The organism is Exiguobacterium sp. QJM3NY_9 (genome assembly GCF_056173545.1).
Genome location: NZ_CM149679.1, coordinates 28,519 through 47,529 on the forward strand (window position 1 = coordinate 28,519; position 19,011 = coordinate 47,529).

At 50.1% G+C, this 19,011-nt stretch carries 12 protein-coding genes, 12 tRNA genes and 6 rRNA genes; all 30 read left to right on the forward strand.

The window, feature by feature from the left end; all coding sequences use genetic code 11:
* Positions 1-14 precede the first annotated feature (14 nt).
* The 30 genes from AC0VYQ_RS00130 to rsmI all read left to right on the forward strand — a co-directional run bounded on the left by AC0VYQ_RS00130 (position 15) and on the right by rsmI (position 18,986).
* A complete protein-coding gene (locus AC0VYQ_RS00130; RefSeq protein WP_012368932.1) occupies positions 15-335 on the forward strand; it encodes a YbaB/EbfC family nucleoid-associated protein in 321 nt (106 codons plus the stop codon).
* 18 nt (positions 336-353) lie between these two features.
* A complete protein-coding gene (recR, locus tag AC0VYQ_RS00135; RefSeq protein WP_214851776.1) occupies positions 354-953 on the forward strand; it encodes a recombination mediator RecR in 600 nt (199 codons plus the stop codon).
* A complete protein-coding gene (locus AC0VYQ_RS00140; protein ID WP_029332191.1) occupies positions 950-1,168 on the forward strand; it encodes a YaaL family protein in 219 nt (72 codons plus the stop codon). Before recR ends, AC0VYQ_RS00140 begins: the two co-directional genes overlap by 4 nt.
* A 355-nt stretch (positions 1,169-1,523) precedes the next feature.
* A 16S ribosomal RNA gene (locus AC0VYQ_RS00145) occupies positions 1,524-3,085 on the forward strand.
* A gap of 165 nt (positions 3,086-3,250) precedes the next feature.
* Positions 3,251-6,165 (forward strand): 23S ribosomal RNA (locus AC0VYQ_RS00150).
* Between the two features lie 46 nt (positions 6,166-6,211).
* Positions 6,212-6,327 (forward strand): 5S ribosomal RNA (gene rrf, locus AC0VYQ_RS00155).
* 72 nt (positions 6,328-6,399) lie between these two features.
* Positions 6,400-6,475: transfer RNA gene (locus AC0VYQ_RS00160), tRNA-Asp, on the forward strand.
* A 27-nt stretch (positions 6,476-6,502) separates the two neighbouring features.
* Positions 6,503-6,578, forward strand: a tRNA-Phe gene (locus AC0VYQ_RS00165).
* Between the two features lie 9 nt (positions 6,579-6,587).
* Positions 6,588-6,663 (forward strand) — tRNA-Thr (locus tag AC0VYQ_RS00170).
* Between the two features lie 16 nt (positions 6,664-6,679).
* Positions 6,680-6,755: transfer RNA gene (locus AC0VYQ_RS00175), tRNA-His, on the forward strand.
* A gap of 26 nt (positions 6,756-6,781) precedes the next feature.
* A tRNA-Lys gene (locus tag AC0VYQ_RS00180) sits at positions 6,782-6,857 on the forward strand.
* 7 nt (positions 6,858-6,864) lie between these two features.
* Positions 6,865-6,948: transfer RNA gene (locus AC0VYQ_RS00185), tRNA-Leu, on the forward strand.
* 14 nt (positions 6,949-6,962) lie between these two features.
* Positions 6,963-7,037: transfer RNA gene (locus AC0VYQ_RS00190), tRNA-Gly, on the forward strand.
* 36 nt (positions 7,038-7,073) lie between these two features.
* A tRNA-Leu gene (locus AC0VYQ_RS00195) sits at positions 7,074-7,156 on the forward strand.
* Positions 7,157-7,164: 8 nt separating this feature from the next.
* Positions 7,165-7,238: transfer RNA gene (locus AC0VYQ_RS00200), tRNA-Arg, on the forward strand.
* Positions 7,239-7,243: 5 nt separating this feature from the next.
* Positions 7,244-7,320, forward strand: a tRNA-Pro gene (locus AC0VYQ_RS00205).
* A 123-nt stretch (positions 7,321-7,443) separates the two neighbouring features.
* Positions 7,444-9,005 (forward strand): 16S ribosomal RNA (locus tag AC0VYQ_RS00210).
* Between the two features lie 84 nt (positions 9,006-9,089).
* Positions 9,090-9,166: transfer RNA gene (locus tag AC0VYQ_RS00215), tRNA-Ile, on the forward strand.
* A 22-nt stretch (positions 9,167-9,188) separates the two neighbouring features.
* Positions 9,189-9,261, forward strand: a tRNA-Ala gene (locus AC0VYQ_RS00220).
* A 120-nt stretch (positions 9,262-9,381) separates the two neighbouring features.
* A 23S ribosomal RNA gene (locus tag AC0VYQ_RS00225) occupies positions 9,382-12,296 on the forward strand.
* Between the two features lie 47 nt (positions 12,297-12,343).
* Positions 12,344-12,459 (forward strand): 5S ribosomal RNA (gene rrf, locus AC0VYQ_RS00230).
* Together the 16S, 23S and 5S rRNA genes with 12 tRNA genes alongside form the textbook arrangement of a ribosomal RNA operon.
* Before the next feature lie 68 nt (positions 12,460-12,527).
* Positions 12,528-13,949 (forward strand): aminotransferase class I/II-fold pyridoxal phosphate-dependent enzyme, encoded by a 1,422-nt coding sequence (locus tag AC0VYQ_RS00235; protein ID WP_475403970.1) that lies wholly within the window; start codon positions 12,528-12,530, stop codon positions 13,947-13,949.
* A complete protein-coding gene (gene tmk / locus AC0VYQ_RS00240) occupies positions 13,946-14,584 on the forward strand; it encodes a dTMP kinase (RefSeq protein WP_475403971.1) in 639 nt (212 codons plus the stop codon). The genes AC0VYQ_RS00235 and tmk overlap by 4 nt, the downstream gene beginning before the upstream one ends.
* Complete coding sequence (locus tag AC0VYQ_RS00245; RefSeq protein WP_029332194.1) at positions 14,581-14,910, forward strand: cyclic-di-AMP receptor; 330 nt, start codon at positions 14,581-14,583, stop codon at positions 14,908-14,910. The genes tmk and AC0VYQ_RS00245 overlap by 4 nt, the downstream gene beginning before the upstream one ends.
* Positions 14,910-15,902, forward strand: a complete 993-nt coding sequence (locus tag AC0VYQ_RS00250; RefSeq protein WP_088835963.1) for a DNA polymerase III subunit delta' — start codon at positions 14,910-14,912, stop codon at positions 15,900-15,902. Before AC0VYQ_RS00245 ends, AC0VYQ_RS00250 begins: the two co-directional genes overlap by 1 nt.
* 6 nt (positions 15,903-15,908) lie before the next feature.
* Positions 15,909-16,739, forward strand: coding sequence for a PSP1 domain-containing protein (locus tag AC0VYQ_RS00255; RefSeq protein ID WP_029332196.1), 831 nt, complete (start codon positions 15,909-15,911; stop codon positions 16,737-16,739).
* Complete coding sequence (gene yabA, locus AC0VYQ_RS00260) at positions 16,736-17,098, forward strand: DNA replication initiation control protein YabA (protein ID WP_029332197.1); 363 nt, start codon at positions 16,736-16,738, stop codon at positions 17,096-17,098. Before AC0VYQ_RS00255 ends, yabA begins: the two co-directional genes overlap by 4 nt.
* A gap of 49 nt (positions 17,099-17,147) precedes the next feature.
* Positions 17,148-17,885, forward strand: coding sequence for a tRNA1(Val) (adenine(37)-N6)-methyltransferase (locus AC0VYQ_RS00265; protein WP_475403972.1), 738 nt, complete (start codon positions 17,148-17,150; stop codon positions 17,883-17,885).
* On the forward strand, positions 17,878-18,132 hold the full coding sequence (locus tag AC0VYQ_RS00270) for a GIY-YIG nuclease family protein (protein WP_214894483.1): 255 nt from the start codon (positions 17,878-17,880) through the stop codon (positions 18,130-18,132). The genes AC0VYQ_RS00265 and AC0VYQ_RS00270 overlap by 8 nt, the downstream gene beginning before the upstream one ends.
* Positions 18,129-18,986, forward strand: coding sequence for a 16S rRNA (cytidine(1402)-2'-O)-methyltransferase (gene rsmI / locus AC0VYQ_RS00275; protein WP_214771745.1), 858 nt, complete (start codon positions 18,129-18,131; stop codon positions 18,984-18,986). The genes AC0VYQ_RS00270 and rsmI overlap by 4 nt, the downstream gene beginning before the upstream one ends.
* Positions 18,987-19,011: the final 25 nt, after the last annotated feature.

Consider the following 19,011-nt stretch of genomic DNA (forward strand, 5'->3'; position numbering starts at 1 on the left):
GAGGAGGAACAAATATGCGTGGTATGGGAAACATGAACAACATGATGAAACAAATGCAAAAGATGCAAAAGGATATGGCGAAAGCACAGGAAGAACTTAAAGATTTAACAGTAACGGGAACAGCCGGCGGTGAAATGGTATCTGTCGTCGCTGACGGTCATAAAAATATCATCGATGTCATCATCAAAGAAGAAGTGGTTGATCCTGACGATGTTGAGATGATTCAAGATCTCGTTCTCGCTGCGACGAACGATGCCTTGAAAAAAGTCGATGAACTCGTTTCAAGTAAAATGGGTAAATTTACGCAAGGTATGAACATGCCAGGAATGTTTTAAACTGTAGGGGGAAATCAATTGCAATATCCTGAAGCAATCAGTCGTTTGATTGAAAGTTTTACGAAGCTACCGGGAATCGGACCGAAAACGGCTGTGCGTCTTGCCTTTCATGTCTTAGACATGGAAGAAGATGATGTGTTGATGTTCGGGAAGGCGCTCGTCAGTGCGAAACGCGATATTTCTTATTGTAGCGTGTGTGGAAACATAACGGACAAAGATCCGTGTTATGTTTGTTCAGATAAACATCGTAATCGGACGGTTGTCTGTGTTGTTCAGGATTCGCGAGATGTCATCGCGATGGAGAAGATGCGTGATTATCAAGGTTTGTACCATGTTCTTCATGGAGCGATTAGTCCAATGGAAGGAATCGGACCTGAAGACATCAACGTGTCGAGTCTGTTGACACGTCTCCAAGCAGATGAAGGCATCACGGAAATCATCTTAGCGACGAATCCGAACATTGAAGGAGAGGCAACTGCAATGTATTTGTCACGGTTACTGAAACCGACTGGCATTCGTGTGACGCGAATTGCACATGGTCTTCCTGTTGGGGGAGATTTAGAGTACGCAGATGAAGTGACGTTATCTCGTGCGATGGAGGGAAGACGCGAACTATGAGTTGGTTTCGAAAAAAAATCCGAAACGAATACGATGAGCGTCTCCTTACAGAATTGTCTAAAGCAAAAGAAGACTACTTGATGAAACGTCATCTACTTGAAATTAGTTATGATGATTATGGTGATCTTGAGGCACAAATGAAACTAGCAGAGTCGTTGTATTTCTTCTATATAAGCGAAGCAAAACGAAGACGCGTTTCAATCATGATGAAATAAGTGAGTGAAGGTTGTGAGCCCGAGTGGTTTGCAGCCTTTAATCTGTTCCTAAAAAGAAGAAGTAAAAAAACTTGAAACTATTTTGATAAAACAGTTGTCACGTTCTAACTATCGTGGTATATTAATTCATGTCCTAAAGAGGACGCACGCTTGAAACGAACGAAAAAAACTTCTTTTAAAAAGTTGTTGACTTATCGTTCCAGACTTGGTATTCTAATTGAGTCGCCAAAACAGGCGCGGACGAACTTTGAAAACTGAACGATGAGGCAAAAAACGTATCTTCGGATACAAACAATGAATGAAGCGCAAGCTTCGTCAACGTGACTTCGGTCACAAAAACGAGCAAGTCAAACACTTTATGGAGAGTTTGATCCTGGCTCAGGACGAACGCTGGCGGCGTGCCTAATACATGCAAGTCGAGCGCAGGAAGCTCACGGAACTCTTCGGAGGGAAGCGAGTGGAATGAGCGGCGGACGGGTGAGTAACACGTAAGGAACCTGCCTCAAGGATTGGGATAACTCCGAGAAATCGGAGCTAATACCGGATAGTTCTTCGGACCGCATGGTCCGATGATGAAAGGCGCTCCGGCGTCACCTTGAGATGGCCTTGCGGTGCATTAGCTAGTTGGTGGGGTAATGGCCTACCAAGGCGACGATGCATAGCCGACCTGAGAGGGTGATCGGCCACACTGGGACTGAGACACGGCCCAGACTCCTACGGGAGGCAGCAGTAGGGAATCTTCCACAATGGACGAAAGTCTGATGGAGCAACGCCGCGTGAGTGATGAAGGTTTTCGGATCGTAAAACTCTGTTGTAAGGGAAGAACAGATACGAGAGGTAATGCTCGTATCCTGACGGTACCTTGCGAGAAAGCCACGGCTAACTACGTGCCAGCAGCCGCGGTAATACGTAGGTGGCAAGCGTTGTCCGGAATTATTGGGCGTAAAGCGCGCGCAGGCGGCCTTTTAAGTCTGATGTGAAAGCCCCCGGCTCAACCGGGGAGGGTCATTGGAAACTGGAAGGCTTGAGTACAGAAGAGAAGAGTGGAATTCCATGTGTAGCGGTGAAATGCGTAGAGATGTGGAGGAACACCAGTGGCGAAGGCGACTCTTTGGTCTGTAACTGACGCTGAGGCGCGAAAGCGTGGGGAGCAAACAGGATTAGATACCCTGGTAGTCCACGCCGTAAACGATGAGTGCTAGGTGTTGGGGGGTTTCCGCCCCTCAGTGCTGAAGCTAACGCATTAAGCACTCCGCCTGGGGAGTACGGCCGCAAGGCTGAAACTCAAAGGAATTGACGGGGACCCGCACAAGCGGTGGAGCATGTGGTTTAATTCGAAGCAACGCGAAGAACCTTACCAACTCTTGACATCCCCTTGACCGCTTGAGAGATCAAGTTTTCCCTTCGGGGACAAGGGTGACAGGTGGTGCATGGTTGTCGTCAGCTCGTGTCGTGAGATGTTGGGTTAAGTCCCGCAACGAGCGCAACCCCTATCCTTAGTTGCCAGCATTTAGTTGGGCACTCTAGGGAGACTGCCGGTGACAAACCGGAGGAAGGTGGGGATGACGTCAAATCATCATGCCCCTTATGAGTTGGGCTACACACGTGCTACAATGGACGGTACAAAGGGCAGCGAGACCGCGAGGTGGAGCCAATCCCAGAAAGCCGTTCCCAGTTCGGATTGCAGGCTGCAACTCGCCTGCATGAAGTCGGAATCGCTAGTAATCGCAGGTCAGCATACTGCGGTGAATACGTTCCCGGGTCTTGTACACACCGCCCGTCACACCACGAGAGTTTGCAACACCCGAAGCCGGTGAGGTAACCGCAAGGAGCCAGCCGTCGAAGGTGGGGTAGATGATTGGGGTGAAGTCGTAACAAGGTAGCCGTATCGGAAGGTGCGGCTGGATCACCTCCTTTCTAAGGAAAACGTCCCGTAAGGGACATGCCCATCGTTCAGTTTTGAGAGCTCGTCTCTCAGTCTCGCAAGAGACACTCGCACCTTGAAAACTGAAGACATCAACAAGACATCAAATTTTTATAACCATGTCATTAGACGTGTGTTCTTAGAATACCAAAATGCTAGATCAAGGTATGAAGGGCGTACGGTGGATGCCTTGGCACTAGGAGCCGATGAAGGACGCGACGAACAGCGATATGCTTCGGGGAGCAGTAAGTATGCTTTGATCCGAGGATTTCCGAATGGGGGAACCCACCATCCGTAATGGGATGGGACATGTTACGTGAATACATAGCGTAGCGTGAGGCAGACCCGGGGAACTGAAACATCTAAGTACCCGGAGGAAGAGAAAGCAAATGCGATTCCCTGAGTAGCGGCGAGCGAAACGGGAACAGCCCAAACCGGAGAGCATGCTCTCCGGGGTTGTAGGACACTCTATACGGAGTCAAAAAGGAAGACAGTAGGTGAATGACCTGGAAAGGTCGGCCGAAGAAGGTGACAGCCCTGTAGCTGAAACTGTTTTCCCTCCAGAGTGGATCCTGAGTACGGCGGGACACGTGAAACCCCGTCGGAATCCGGGAGGACCATCTCCCAAGGCTAAATACTCCCTAGTGACCGATAGTGAACCAGTACCGTGAGGGAAAGGTGAAAAGCACCCCGGAAGGGGAGTGAAATAGATCCTGAAACCGTATGCCTACAAGTAGTCAGAGCCCGTTAATGGGTGATGGCGTGCCTTTTGTAGAATGAACCGGCGAGTTACGATAGCGCGCGAGGTTAAGCTGATGAGGCGGAGCCGTAGCGAAAGCGAGTCTGAATAGGGCGCCATAGTGCGTTGTCGTAGACCCGAAACCAGGTGATCTACCCATGTCCAGGATGAAGGTCAGGTAACACTGACTGGAGGTCCGAACCCACGCACGTTGAAAAGTGCGGGGATGAGGTGTGGGTAGCGGTGAAATGCCAATCGAACCTGGAGATAGCTGGTTCTCCCCGAAATAGCTTTAGGGCTAGCCTCGAGGTTGAGAGTTCCGGAGGTAGAGCACTGATTGGACTAGGGGCCCCCACAGGGTTACCGAATTCAGTTAAACTCCGAATGCCGGCAACTTATACTCGGGAGTCAGACTGCGAGTGATAAGATCCGTAGTCAAGAGGGAAACAGCCCAGACCGCCAGCTAAGGTCCCAAAGTGTATGTTAAGTGGAAAAGGATGTGGCGCTGCCTAGACAGCTAGGATGTTGGCTTAGAAGCAGCCACCATTCAAAGAGTGCGTAATAGCTCACTAGTCGAGTGGCGCCGCGCCGAAAATGTAACGGGGCTAAACATACCACCGAAGCTGCGGATTCCGTAAGGAATGGTAGGGGAGCGTTCCAAACCGCTGTGAAGCTGTACCGTAAGGAGCAGTGGAGCGTTTGGAAGTGAGAATGCCGGTGTGAGTAGCGAAAAGAGGGGTGAGAATCCCCTCCGTCGAAAGCCCAAGGTTTCCTGAGGAAGGCTCGTCCGCTCAGGGTTAGTCTGGACCTAAGCCGAGGCCGAAAGGCGTAGGCGATGGATAACAGGTTGATATTCCTGTACCACCGATCCACCGTTTGAACAATGGGGGGACGCAGGAGGATAGTGACGCATGCGGATGGAAGTGCATGTGTAAGTTTCGAGATCGTCTGATTGGCAAATCCGTCAGGCACCAAGATCGAGGAACGACGCGGAGTCCCCTAGGGACGAAGGTCACGATTTCACACTGCCAAGAAAAGCCTCTAGTGAGGTGGAAGGTGCCAGTACCGTAAACCGACACAGGTAGGCGGGATGAGAATTCTAAGACGCGCGGGATAACTCTCGTTAAGGAACTCGGCAAAATGGTCCCGTAACTTCGGGAGAAGGGACGCTCTACATGAGTAGAGCCGCAGTGAATAGGCCCAAACGACTGTTTAGCAAAAACACAGGTCTCTGCTAAATCGCAAGATGACGTATAGGGGCTGACGCCTGCCCGGTGCTGGAAGGTTAAGGGGATGGGTTAGCGCAAGCGAAGCTTTGAACCGAAGCCCCAGTAAACGGCGGCCGTAACTATAACGGTCCTAAGGTAGCGAAATTCCTTGTCGGGTAAGTTCCGACCCGCACGAAAGGCGTAACGATTTGGGCACTGTCTCAACGAGAGACCCGGTGAAATCATAGTACCTGTGAAGATGCAGGTTACCCGCGACAGGACGGAAAGACCCCATGGAGCTTTACTACAGCCTGATATTGAGGCTTTGTGCATGATGTACAGGATAGGCGGGAGACGTCGAGACCGGAGCGCCAGCTTCGGAGGAGTCACCCTTGGGATACCGCCCTTCATGCATAGAGTCTCTAACTCGCAGCCGTAATCCGGCTGGAGGACCGTGTCAGGCGGGTAGTTTGACTGGGGCGGTCGCCTCCTAAACAGTAACGGAGGCGCCCAAAGGTTCCCTCAGAATGGTTGGAAATCATTCGTAGAGCGCAAAGGCAGAAGGGAGCTTGACTGCGAGACCTACAAGTCGAGCAGGGACGAAAGTCGGGCTTAGTGATCCGGTGGTTCCGCATGGAAGGGCCATCGCTCAACGGATAAAAGCTACCCTGGGGATAACAGGCTGATCTCCCCCAAGAGTCCACATCGACGGGGAGGTTTGGCACCTCGATGTCGGCTCATCGCATCCTGGGGCTGGAGTAGGTCCCAAGGGTTGGGCTGTTCGCCCATTAAAGCGGTACGCGAGCTGGGTTCAGAACGTCGTGAGACAGTTCGGTCCCTATCCGTCGTGGGCGCAGGAAATTTGAGGAGAGCTGTCCTTAGTACGAGAGGACCGGGATGGACGCACCGCTGGTGTACCAGTTGTTCCGCCAGGAGCATCGCTGGGTAGCTACGTGCGGACGGGATAAATGCTGAAAGCATCTAAGCATGAAGCCCCCTCCAAGATGAGATTTCCCTTTGAGTAATCAAGAAAGACCCCTCAGAGACGATGAGGTAGATAGGTCACGGGTGGAAGCATGGTGACATGCGGAGCTGAGTGATACTAATCGGTCGAGGCCTTGTTCTAGCAGATGATTGTTGATGACTTCAGTTTTGAGGGCGCGAGCCCGTCGTCTGGTGACGATAGCCAAGTGGTCACACCCGTTCCCATGCCGAACACGGAAGTTAAGCACTTGAACGCCGAAAGTAGTTGGGGGCTTCCCCCTGTGAGGATAGGACGTTGCCAGGCATACTTTTTTAATAAAGTATTTGACAATTTTGACTGACTAATATAACATTATAGAAGTCGTCAAGTTACCACGGTCCTGTGGTGTAGCGGTTAACATGCCTGCCTGTCACGCAGGAGATCGCGGGTTCGAATCCCGTCAGGACCGCCATTTTTATTTACCGATCTTTTTCATTATGGCTTTGTAGCTCAGTCGGTAGAGCAGAGGACTGAAAATCCTCGTGTCGGCGGTTCGATTCCGTCCAAAGCCACCATTTACACCTGCCGGTGTAGCTCAGCTGGTAGAGCAACTGACTTGTAATCAGTAGGTCGCGGGTTCGACTCCTGTTGCCGGCACCATTTTTCATTTAATATGGCGGTTGTGGCGAAGTGGTTAACGCACCGGATTGTGATTCCGGCATTCGTGGGTTCAATTCCCATCAGTCGCCCCATTTTATTTTTAATTTAATACTAGTTTGTGTCATTAGCTCAGTTGGTAGAGCATCTGACTTTTAATCAGAGGGTCGCAGGTTCGAATCCTGCATGACACACCATTTTTATGCGGGTGTGGCGGAATTGGTAGACGCGCTAGATTTAGGATCTAGTGTCTTTGACGTGGGGGTTCAAGTCCCTTCACCCGTACCATTTATATTTATAATGCGGAAGTAGTTCAGTGGTAGAATACGACCTTGCCAAGGTCGGGGTCGCGGGTTCGAATCCCGTCTTCCGCTCCATTTTTTAAATAGAAGTAACAAAAAATAGCATAATTTGCGGTCGTGGCGGAATGGTAGACGCGCTAGGTTGAGGGCCTAGTGGTGGCAACACTGTGGAGGTTCAAGTCCTCTCGACCGCACTTATTATGCACCCTTAGCTCAGCTGGATAGAGTACTTGACTACGAATCAAGGGGTCGGGAGTTCGAATCTCTCAGGGTGCACTTTTCGGGAAGTAGCTCAGCTTGGTAGAGCACTTGGTTTGGGACCAAGGGGTCGCAGGTTCGAATCCTGTCTTCCCGACCATTATTATTATCGGACTTTGAAAACTGAACGATGAGGCAAAAACGTATCTTCGGATACAAACAATGAATGAAGCGCAAGCTTCGTCAACGTGACTTTGGTCACAAAAACGAGCAAGTCAAACACTTTATGGAGAGTTTGATCCTGGCTCAGGACGAACGCTGGCGGCGTGCCTAATACATGCAAGTCGAGCGCAGGAAGCTCGTGGAACTCTTCGGAGGGAAGCAAGTGGAATGAGCGGCGGACGGGTGAGTAACACGTAAGGAACCTGCCTCAAGGATTGGGATAACTCCGAGAAATCGGAGCTAATACCGGATAGTTCTTCGGACCGCATGGTCCGATGATGAAAGGCGCTTCGGCGTCACCTTGAGATGGCCTTGCGGTGCATTAGCTAGTTGGTGGGGTAATGGCCTACCAAGGCGACGATGCATAGCCGACCTGAGAGGGTGATCGGCCACACTGGGACTGAGACACGGCCCAGACTCCTACGGGAGGCAGCAGTAGGGAATCTTCCACAATGGACGAAAGTCTGATGGAGCAACGCCGCGTGAGTGATGAAGGTTTTCGGATCGTAAAACTCTGTTGTAAGGGAAGAACAGATACGAGAGGTAATGCTCGTATCCTGACGGTACCTTGCGAGAAAGCCACGGCTAACTACGTGCCAGCAGCCGCGGTAATACGTAGGTGGCAAGCGTTGTCCGGAATTATTGGGCGTAAAGCGCGCGCAGGCGGCCTTTTAAGTCTGATGTGAAAGCCCCCGGCTCAACCGGGGAGGGTCATTGGAAACTGGAAGGCTTGAGTACAGAAGAGAAGAGTGGAATTCCATGTGTAGCGGTGAAATGCGTAGAGATGTGGAGGAACACCAGTGGCGAAGGCGACTCTTTGGTCTGTAACTGACGCTGAGGCGCGAAAGCGTGGGGAGCAAACAGGATTAGATACCCTGGTAGTCCACGCCGTAAACGATGAGTGCTAGGTGTTGGGGGGTTTCCGCCCCTCAGTGCTGAAGCTAACGCATTAAGCACTCCGCCTGGGGAGTACGGCCGCAAGGCTGAAACTCAAAGGAATTGACGGGGACCCGCACAAGCGGTGGAGCATGTGGTTTAATTCGAAGCAACGCGAAGAACCTTACCAACTCTTGACATCCCCTTGACCGCTTGAGAGATCAAGTTTTCCCTTCGGGGACAAGGGTGACAGGTGGTGCATGGTTGTCGTCAGCTCGTGTCGTGAGATGTTGGGTTAAGTCCCGCAACGAGCGCAACCCCTATCCTTAGTTGCCAGCATTTAGTTGGGCACTCTAGGGAGACTGCCGGTGACAAACCGGAGGAAGGTGGGGATGACGTCAAATCATCATGCCCCTTATGAGTTGGGCTACACACGTGCTACAATGGACGGTACAAAGGGCAGCGAGACCGCGAGGTGGAGCCAATCCCAGAAAGCCGTTCCCAGTTCGGATTGCAGGCTGCAACTCGCCTGCATGAAGTCGGAATCGCTAGTAATCGCAGGTCAGCATACTGCGGTGAATACGTTCCCGGGTCTTGTACACACCGCCCGTCACACCACGAGAGTTTGCAACACCCGAAGCCGGTGAGGTAACCGCAAGGAGCCAGCCGTCGAAGGTGGGGTAGATGATTGGGGTGAAGTCGTAACAAGGTAGCCGTATCGGAAGGTGCGGCTGGATCACCTCCTTTCTAAGGAAAACGTCCCGTAAGGGACATGCCCATCGTTCAGTTTTGAGAGTCCGATCTCTCAACTGAATCATCCCATATTTGAATGGGCCTATAGCTCAGCTGGTTAGAGCGCACGCCTGATAAGCGTGAGGTCGGTGGTTCGAGTCCACTTAGGCCCACCATTCAATTTTAAGTTCATATCCTGGGGCCTTAGCTCAGCTGGGAGAGCGCCTGCCTTGCACGCAGGAGGTCAGCGGTTCGATCCCGCTAGGCTCCATTTGTCTTGTCCATTTTCATGGAGAAGGCACTCGCACCTTGAAAACTGAAGACATCAACAAGACATCAAATTTTTATAACCATGTCATTAGACGTGTGTTCTTAGAATACCAAAATGCTAGATCAAGGTATGAAGGGCGTACGGTGGATGCCTTGGCACTAGGAGCCGATGAAGGACGCGACGAACAGCGATATGCTTCGGGGAGCAGTAAGTATGCTTTGATCCGAGGATTTCCGAATGGGGGAACCCACCATCCGTAATGGGATGGGACATGTTACGTGAATACATAGCGTAGCGTGAGGCAGACCCGGGGAACTGAAACATCTAAGTACCCGGAGGAAGAGAAAGCAAATGCGATTCCCTGAGTAGCGGCGAGCGAAACGGGAACAGCCCAAACCGGAGAGCATGCTCTCCGGGGTTGTAGGACACTCTATACGGAGTCAAAAAGGAAGACAGTAGGTGAATGACCTGGAAAGGTCGGCCGAAGAAGGTGACAGCCCTGTAGCTGAAACTGTTTTCCCTCCAGAGTGGATCCTGAGTACGGCGGGACACGTGAAACCCCGTCGGAATCCGGGAGGACCATCTCCCAAGGCTAAATACTCCCTAGTGACCGATAGTGAACCAGTACCGTGAGGGAAAGGTGAAAAGCACCCCGGAAGGGGAGTGAAATAGATCCTGAAACCGTATGCCTACAAGTAGTCAGAGCCCGTTAATGGGTGATGGCGTGCCTTTTGTAGAATGAACCGGCGAGTTACGATAGCGCGCGAGGTTAAGCTGATGAGGCGGAGCCGTAGCGAAAGCGAGTCTGAATAGGGCGCCATAGTGCGTTGTCGTAGACCCGAAACCAGGTGATCTACCCATGTCCAGGATGAAGGTCAGGTAACACTGACTGGAGGTCCGAACCCACGCACGTTGAAAAGTGCGGGGATGAGGTGTGGGTAGCGGTGAAATGCCAATCGAACCTGGAGATAGCTGGTTCTCCCCGAAATAGCTTTAGGGCTAGCCTCGAGGTTGAGAGTTCCGGAGGTAGAGCACTGATTGGACTAGGGGCCCCCACAGGGTTACCGAATTCAGTTAAACTCCGAATGCCGGCAACTTATACTCGGGAGTCAGACTGCGAGTGATAAGATCCGTAGTCAAGAGGGAAACAGCCCAGACCGCCAGCTAAGGTCCCAAAGTGTATGTTAAGTGGAAAAGGATGTGGCGCTGCCTAGACAGCTAGGATGTTGGCTTAGAAGCAGCCACCATTCAAAGAGTGCGTAATAGCTCACTAGTCGAGTGGCGCCGCGCCGAAAATGTAACGGGGCTAAACATACCACCGAAGCTGCGGATTCCGTAAGGAATGGTAGGGGAGCGTTCCAAACCGCTGTGAAGCTGTACCGGAAGGAGCAGTGGAGCGTTTGGAAGTGAGAATGCCGGTGTGAGTAGCGAAAAGAGGGGTGAGAATCCCCTCCGTCGAAAGCCCAAGGTTTCCTGAGGAAGGCTCGTCCGCTCAGGGTTAGTCTGGACCTAAGCCGAGGCCGAAAGGCGTAGGCGATGGATAACAGGTTGATATTCCTGTACCACCGATCCACCGTTTGAACAATGGGGGGACGCAGGAGGATAGTGACGCATGCGGATGGAAGTGCATGTGTAAGTTTCGAGATTGTCTGATTGGCAAATCCGTCAGGCACCAAGATCGAGGAACGACGCGGAGTCCCCTAGGGACGAAGGTCACGATTTCACACTGCCAAGAAAAGCCTCTAGTGAGGTGGAAGGTGCCAGTACCGTAAACCGACACAGGTAGGCGGGATGAGAATTCTAAGACGCGCGGGATAACTCTCGTTAAGGAACTCGGCAAAATGGTCCCGTAACTTCGGGAGAAGGGACGCTCTACATGAGTAGAGCCGCAGTGAATAGGCCCAAACGACTGTTTAGCAAAAACACAGGTCTCTGCTAAATCGCAAGATGACGTATAGGGGCTGACGCCTGCCCGGTGCTGGAAGGTTAAGGGGATGGGTTAGCGCAAGCGAAGCTTTGAACCGAAGCCCCAGTAAACGGCGGCCGTAACTATAACGGTCCTAAGGTAGCGAAATTCCTTGTCGGGTAAGTTCCGACCCGCACGAAAGGCGTAACGATTTGGGCACTGTCTCAACGAGAGACCCGGTGAAATCATAGTACCTGTGAAGATGCAGGTTACCCGCGACAGGACGGAAAGACCCCATGGAGCTTTACTACAGCCTGATATTGAGGCTTTGTGCATGATGTACAGGATAGGCGGGAGACGTCGAGACCGGAGCGCCAGCTTCGGAGGAGTCACCCTTGGGATACCGCCCTTCATGCATAGAGTCTCTAACTCGCAGCCGTAATCCGGCTGGAGGACCGTGTCAGGCGGGTAGTTTGACTGGGGCGGTCGCCTCCTAAACAGTAACGGAGGCGCCCAAAGGTTCCCTCAGAATGGTTGGAAATCATTCGTAGAGCGCAAAGGCAGAAGGGAGCTTGACTGCGAGACCTACAAGTCGAGCAGGGACGAAAGTCGGGCTTAGTGATCCGGTGGTTCCGCATGGAAGGGCCATCGCTCAACGGATAAAAGCTACCCTGGGGATAACAGGCTGATCTCCCCCAAGAGTCCACATCGACGGGGAGGTTTGGCACCTCGATGTCGGCTCATCGCATCCTGGGGCTGGAGTAGGTCCCAAGGGTTGGGCTGTTCGCCCATTAAAGCGGTACGCGAGCTGGGTTCAGAACGTCGTGAGACAGTTCGGTCCCTATCCGTCGTGGGCGCAGGAAATTTGAGGAGAGCTGTCCTTAGTACGAGAGGACCGGGATGGACGCACCGCTGGTGTACCAGTTGTTCCGCCAGGAGCATCGCTGGGTAGCTACGTGCGGACGGGATAAATGCTGAAAGCATCTAAGCATGAAGCCCCCTCCAAGATGAGATTTCCCTTTGAGTAATCAAGAAAGACCCCTCAGAGACGATGAGGTAGATAGGTCACGGGTGGAAGCATGGTGACATGCGGAGCTGAGTGATACTAATCGGTCGAGGCCTTGTTCTAGCAGATGATTGTTGATGACTTCAGTTTTGAGGGCGCGAGCCCTGTCGTCTGGTGACGATAGCCAAGTGGTCACACCCGTTCCCATGCCGAACACGGAAGTTAAGCACTTGAACGCCGAAAGTAGTTGGGGGCTTCCCCCTGTGAGGATAGGACGTTGCCAGGCAATTGAAAAAGACCGATCTGCATCTTGCAGGTCGGTCTTTTGTATTTTAAAAATAAGAGGTGTATTTCATGAAAAGTCAGCTTCCAATCATTGAGGCACTTAAGCGACATGTCGAACGTAAGGCAACATCTTGGCACGTTCCTGGTCATAAAAATGGATCAATCGTATTAGGTCTACCTAGTTTTTTGGAATGGGATAAAACAGAACTAGCTGGCTTAGATGATTTTCACCACCCGACAGAAGCGATTCTAGAAGCAAAAGCATTGTTGCGTGAAGTCTATGATTCGGAAGATAGTCATTTTTTAATCAATGGTTCAACAAGTGGTAACTGGGCAATGCTTGCGGCTGTGACTAAACGAGGAGATCGCGTCTACGTTCAGAGAAATTCACATAAGTCGATTTTTAATGCACTCGAATGGTTAGGATTGTCTCCAATCTTCATGAGCCCTGAGTATGATGAAGAAACACAAATCGCCGGCAATGTTTCACGTGAAACATTAAAGGAAGCGTTAACATCTTATCCGGGTGGAGTCGCGGTATTTTTAACTTCACCGAGTTACTATGGAGAAACAGCAGCTATCGAAGAAATCGTAGCAGTGACAGCACGTTATAAAATACCATTATTAGTTGATGAGGCACATGGTGCACATTTTGGAGAAGCAGTTGGAATCCGTTCAGCCTTTGAACAGGGTGCTACAGCTGTCGTCCAATCTGCTCATAAGACGTTACCGGCATTGACGATGGGGGCTTGGATTCATGAGCGATTAACGGATGTACAACGTCGTAAGCTCCACCATGCACTCCAGTCGTTTCAAACATCAAGCCCTTCGTATCTCATCATGGCTTCACTCGATTATGCTCGATACTATCGACAGCAGTGGACGATTGATGAAATGGAAGAGGTCCGGAACAGCCATCAACTGTTCAAAGACGAACTCGACGGACTAGATGGAATGCATGCTTTTACTTTTGATGATTGGTCACGCGTGATTCTTTCCTATGAGGACTATTCCGGAGAACAGTTACTCGATGCATTAGCCAATGAAAAAATAGATGCAGAGTTTGCTTTAGCTTCATTTGTCGTCTGCATTTTACCTCTTCATAAGTTATCGGAAACTGTCCGAACTCAGTGGTTAACACAGGTAAAAGATGCGATTGAAAAGTTGAAAATGAAAGGAATTCCCTCAAAAAGGTATATCGAGCAATCAATTATGGGTAAAATAAAAGTATCATCACTCGCTTGCCCACTGGATCAGTTAGAGGAGAGGGAATATCGGAATCTTCCGCTTCGTGAAACGAGTGGTCAGATTGCACTTGAAACGATTATTCCATATCCGCCAGGTATTCCAGTCTTGTTGCGAGGAGAGCGTGTGACAAAAGAACAGATAGTATGTATTGAGCATCATATAGCCGCATCCGTCCATCTTCAGGGTGGAGAGTCTTTGCAAGAAGGTACGTTGCGTGTCATAGAGGAAGGGTTTGTTGAATGAAGGGAACGTTTATTACAGTCGAAGGACCAGATGGCGCAGGAAAAACGACACAGCTTCAATTGATGGCAGAAGCATTAAAAAAAGAGGGTTATCAGGTCATCATGACACGAGAGCCAGGCGGCACACGCATTGGGAATGAAATCCGTTCGTTGATTCTGAATCCAGATTTCACGGAGATGGATGAAATGACAGAAATTTTATTGTATGCGGCGTCACGGGCGCAGCACGTCAATGAATTGATTCGTCCGTCACTTACGGCTGGGGCTGTCGTTTTATGTGATCGTTTCGTTGATGCCTCGATTGCGTATCAAGGATATGGACTCGGGTATTCAATTGAACAGATCCGTAACGTCAATCAGCAAGCAACAGGAGGATTAACCCCTGATCGAACGTACTTGTTTGACTTGACGGTCATGGACTCGAAAAGACGAATGATTGAACGAGGGGCGCTTGACCGGATCGAGCAACGTGATGATGCATTCAGAGAGCGTGTCTATCATGGCTTTTTATCATTAGCCGCGTCAGAACCGGAACGCATTCGATTGATTGACGCCAATCAATCGATTGAAGCGGTCCAGTCGCTATTGTTAGAAGATGTGTTAGCCTATTTGAAGAAAAGGGAGAGATTATCATGAAAATGGTCATTACGATTGTTCAAGATAAAGATAGCTTACGTTTAGCAGAAGCGCTTGTTGAAAATGATTTTCGGGCAACCAAACTTGCGACGACGGGCGGCTTTTTAAAAGAAGGTAACACGACATTCATGATTGGGGTTCAAAGTGAACGTGTTGACGATTTGATGCGTTTGATCAAGAAAAATTGTTCGAGCCGCGATCAAATGGTCTCGCCGATCTCACCAATGGGAGGACACGCCGACTCGTATATTCCCTATCCGGTTGAAGTTCAAGTCGGAGGCGCGACAGTCTTTGTCTTGCCGATTGAAGGGTTTCATCAGTTCTGATGCGGACATTTCATGAGCTCGAACAAACACAATCTGTCATCTCGACGATTCTTCAAAATTCTTTACGAGCAAATCGAATCAATCATGCTTATATCTTTACGGGAGACTATGAGCCGCTTCTTTTGGAAGCGGCTCAATTGTTCGCCAAGAGTTTATTTTGTGAGCGGAAAGATCAAGTAGAGCCGTGTAATGAATGCCGAAGCTGTCGACGGATGGATAGCGGAAACCTTGTCGATTACTACCAGATTGAGCCAGATGGGGCAACCATCAAAAAAGAACAAATCCAGCAATTGATGCATGACTTGTCACTTCGGGGGTTAGAAGGGGATCGGCAAATCTATGTCGTGACGCAAGCGCACCGGATGACTCCGCAAGCAGCGAATAGTTTATTGAAGTTCTTCGAAGAACCGGGCGAAGGAAAAGTAGCGATTCTACTAACGAATCAACCGCAACTGTTATTACCGACGATTCGTTCTCGTGGACAACTGTTAAGTTTTCGACCGGCCGATCGTGTGATGATTGGACAAGTTTTATCGGATAAAACGTCCCGAGATGCGGAGTTAACCCAACTTGCAGCTCGCGTCTATTCAAAAATTGATGATGCGGAGCAAGCCTTAATCGAAGACTGGTTTGTAAATGCGCGAGCGTCAGTGTTACAATTGATGGAGGAATTAGCGAATCGTCCGGCAGATTTGCCTTTGTTCGTTCAAGAGAAGTGGATTAATCAATTTAAGAATCGGCAAGACGTCCGGATTGGTCTAGAACTCGTGACATGTTTCTTCGAAGATGCCTTGCATCTGAAGTTGAATCCATCATGGGAGATCATTACGTATACGAATAGCCGACCATTACTTGAGCAGATGGGTGGAAAGAGTCAGGCGACGATCACCCGCTGGTTGCAGGCAGTACTTGCAGCCGTCAAACGGGTCGAAGCGAATGTTAATCCTCAATTAACAGTTGAGCGTCTCATGTTTGACTTACAGAAAGGGTAGAGCGATATGCTAGAAGTAGTAGGCGTTCGCTTTAAAGAAGCGGGCAAAATTTATTATTTTGCACCTGGACAAGAGTCATTATCACGAGGACAAGCCGTCATCGTGGAGACAGTACGGGGCATTGAATATGGCGAAGTGGTAATCGCTGATAAACAAATGGACGAGGAAGATGTGGTCTTACCATTAAAATCAATTCTTCGGATTGCTGATGATAAAGATGCAATGATCGTCCGTGAAAATAAAGTAGCAGCACTTGATGCACATGCAGTGTGTGTCGAAAAGATTCGCGAACATAAGCTTGATATGAAACTCGTGGACGTCGAATATACGTTTGATCGTAATAAAGTCATCTTTTACTTCACAGCGGAAGGTCGCGTCGACTTCCGGGAACTCGTTAAAGATTTAGCAGCAGTCTTCCGGACACGGATTGAGTTGCGCCAAATCGGAGTTCGTGATGAAGCGAAATTGCTCGGTGGAATCGGTCCGTGCGGCCGTGTCCTTTGTTGTTCATCGTTCTTAGGTGAATTTGAGCCGGTCTCAATCAAGATGGCGAAAGATCAAAACTTATCACTGAACCCAACGAAGATTTCCGGGGTCTGTGGCCGTTTAATGTGCTGTTTGAAATACGAGAACGATACGTATGAAGAAATGCGACGTGATCTACCGGATTACGGAAAACGTCTGACTGTACCAGAAGGCGAAGGTCGTGTCGTCGGATTGAACATCCTCGATCAAGTGGTTCAAATTGAACTGAAAGACCGTTCCCGCGTTCTGACTTATTCGATGGAAGAATTGTTATCCGTCGGTGCCGTAAAACAAAAACGACCAAAAGAATGACGGGGTGCATACGCGTGGAGAGAGTCGATAAAAAAGAAATCATTACGCGTGTCGATGCGATCGAGCAACAGATTCATTTGCTGACTGAGCATCTGAGCGTATTAAAAGATCAGCTTGCTTACATGATGGAGGAAAATCAACACCTCTACCTCGAAAATCATCACCTGCGTGAGAAGGTGGAGCGAGACGAACAACAACCGATTACAGAAGAAGCGGAAGCCGAAGCGTTAGTAGGTGCCGGATACGATAACCTCGGTCGCCTCTATCAAGAAGGATTCCACATTTGTAACTTGCACTACGGTCAAGTCCGTAAAGACGGGGATTGCCTGTTCTGCTTGTCCATGTTAACGAAACATTGAGAGGCTGACTTCCTAGGAGTCAGTCTTTTTTTCAGAAAGGAAGACACCTATGCTTGAATTATTACCAGATGAGCGACTCGATCATCTCCTCGGAAGAGACGGTCGCATCATTCAAAGTCCGACCGTCTTTTCGTATTCACTGGATGCCGCGTTACTCGCGCAATTCGTCTGGGTCCCGATCCGCCAAGGTAAGTTGGTCGATTTGTGTGCCGGAAACGGTGCGATTCCGCTCTTTTTATCGTACCGGACGAACGGAACGATCACGGGACTCGAAATTCAACCGCGCCTCGTCGAGATGGCACGCCGTAGTATCGAGTTGAACGAAAAAGCGGGACAGCTCCAAATGATTGAGGGGGATGTCAAAACGGCCGGGAAACAACTCGGATACGGTGCCTATGATGTCGTGACCTGCAATCCGCCGTATTTCTTAGCACATGAATCATCGAACCGAAATGAGAGTGAACACTATACGATTGCCCGGCATGAAGTGTTATGTACACTTGAAGATTGCATTCGTTCAGCCGCCGACTTACTTAAACAAGGCGGGAAAACGGCATTCGTCCATCGTCCGGAACGTTTACTCGACATCGTGACGCTGATGCGTCAGTACCGGATTGAGCCGAAGCGGATGCAATTGATTTATCCGAAGGCAGGGAAAGAAGCGAACATGCTGTTGATTGAAGGCATCAAGGATGCAAAACCGGGCTTGAAGGTGTTACACCCGTTCATCGTCTACGAGCAAGATGACACGTATACCTTGCAAATGCAGGAACACCTGAATGTCTAAGCATGCGGTGTATATCGTGCGTTGCCGTGATGGGAGTCTGTATACAGGGTACGCTGTCGATGTCGAGAAGCGTGTTGCGACACACAATACGGGGCAGGGTGCCAAGTACACACGGTCACGGCTACCGGTCGTCCTTGCGTACACAGAGACGTTTGAGACAAAATCGGACGCACTGAAACGCGAGTATGCGATCAAGCAATTGACACGTGCGAAAAAAGAACAGCTTATTCAAGGAGGGACGTCATGAAGGCAACGAGTAGTTTTAAGGATCAAACGAATGGCTTATATATCGTACCGACACCAATCGGGAACTTAGAGGATATGACGTATCGAGCCGTCCGCATCTTACAAGAGGCCGATATCATCGCGGCAGAAGACACACGCCAGACGATGAAATTGTGCAATCACTTTGAAATCGACACGAAACTCGTCAGTTATCACGAACACAATAAGCAAGTTAGCGGTGAACGGCTGCTCGAAGACTTATTGTCGGGGAAACAGGTCGCCCTCGTCTCCGACGCTGGAATGCCCGGGATTTCCGATCCGGGGAGCGACTTAATCCGACTCGCGATTGCAGCAGACATTCCGGTCGTCGTCTTACCGGGTGCGAATGCGGCATTGACGGCCCTCGTCGCGTCAGGTCTACCGACGGAACATTTTTTGTATTACGGCTTTTTACCACGCAAGAAAAAAGAGCGGCGTGAAGCACTCGAGACGTTACGTTATGAGCAAGGAACATTGATATTTTATGAAGCACCCCATCGGCTAAAGGAAATGCTTGGAGGTGTCCTCGAAATACTCGGTGATCGCCAACTCACGCTCGCCCGTGAATTGACGAAACGTTATGAAGAATACATTCGTGGATCGGTGACGGAAGCGTTAGACTGGGCGTCAGAAGAGGTCCGGGGCGAATTTGTCGTCATCGTCGAAGGAACGACGGAAGAACGTCCGAGTGAAATCCAGCAAGAAGCGGATCCACTCGATCAAATCGAACGGTATATCGCAGACGGTGAAAAGCCGAATGCGGCGTTAAAGCGTGTTGCGAAGGAACGGGGACTTGACCGACAAGCCTTATACCTGTCTTATCACGAATCGAAATGAAAAAAGGAAGCGTACCGAATCGGCG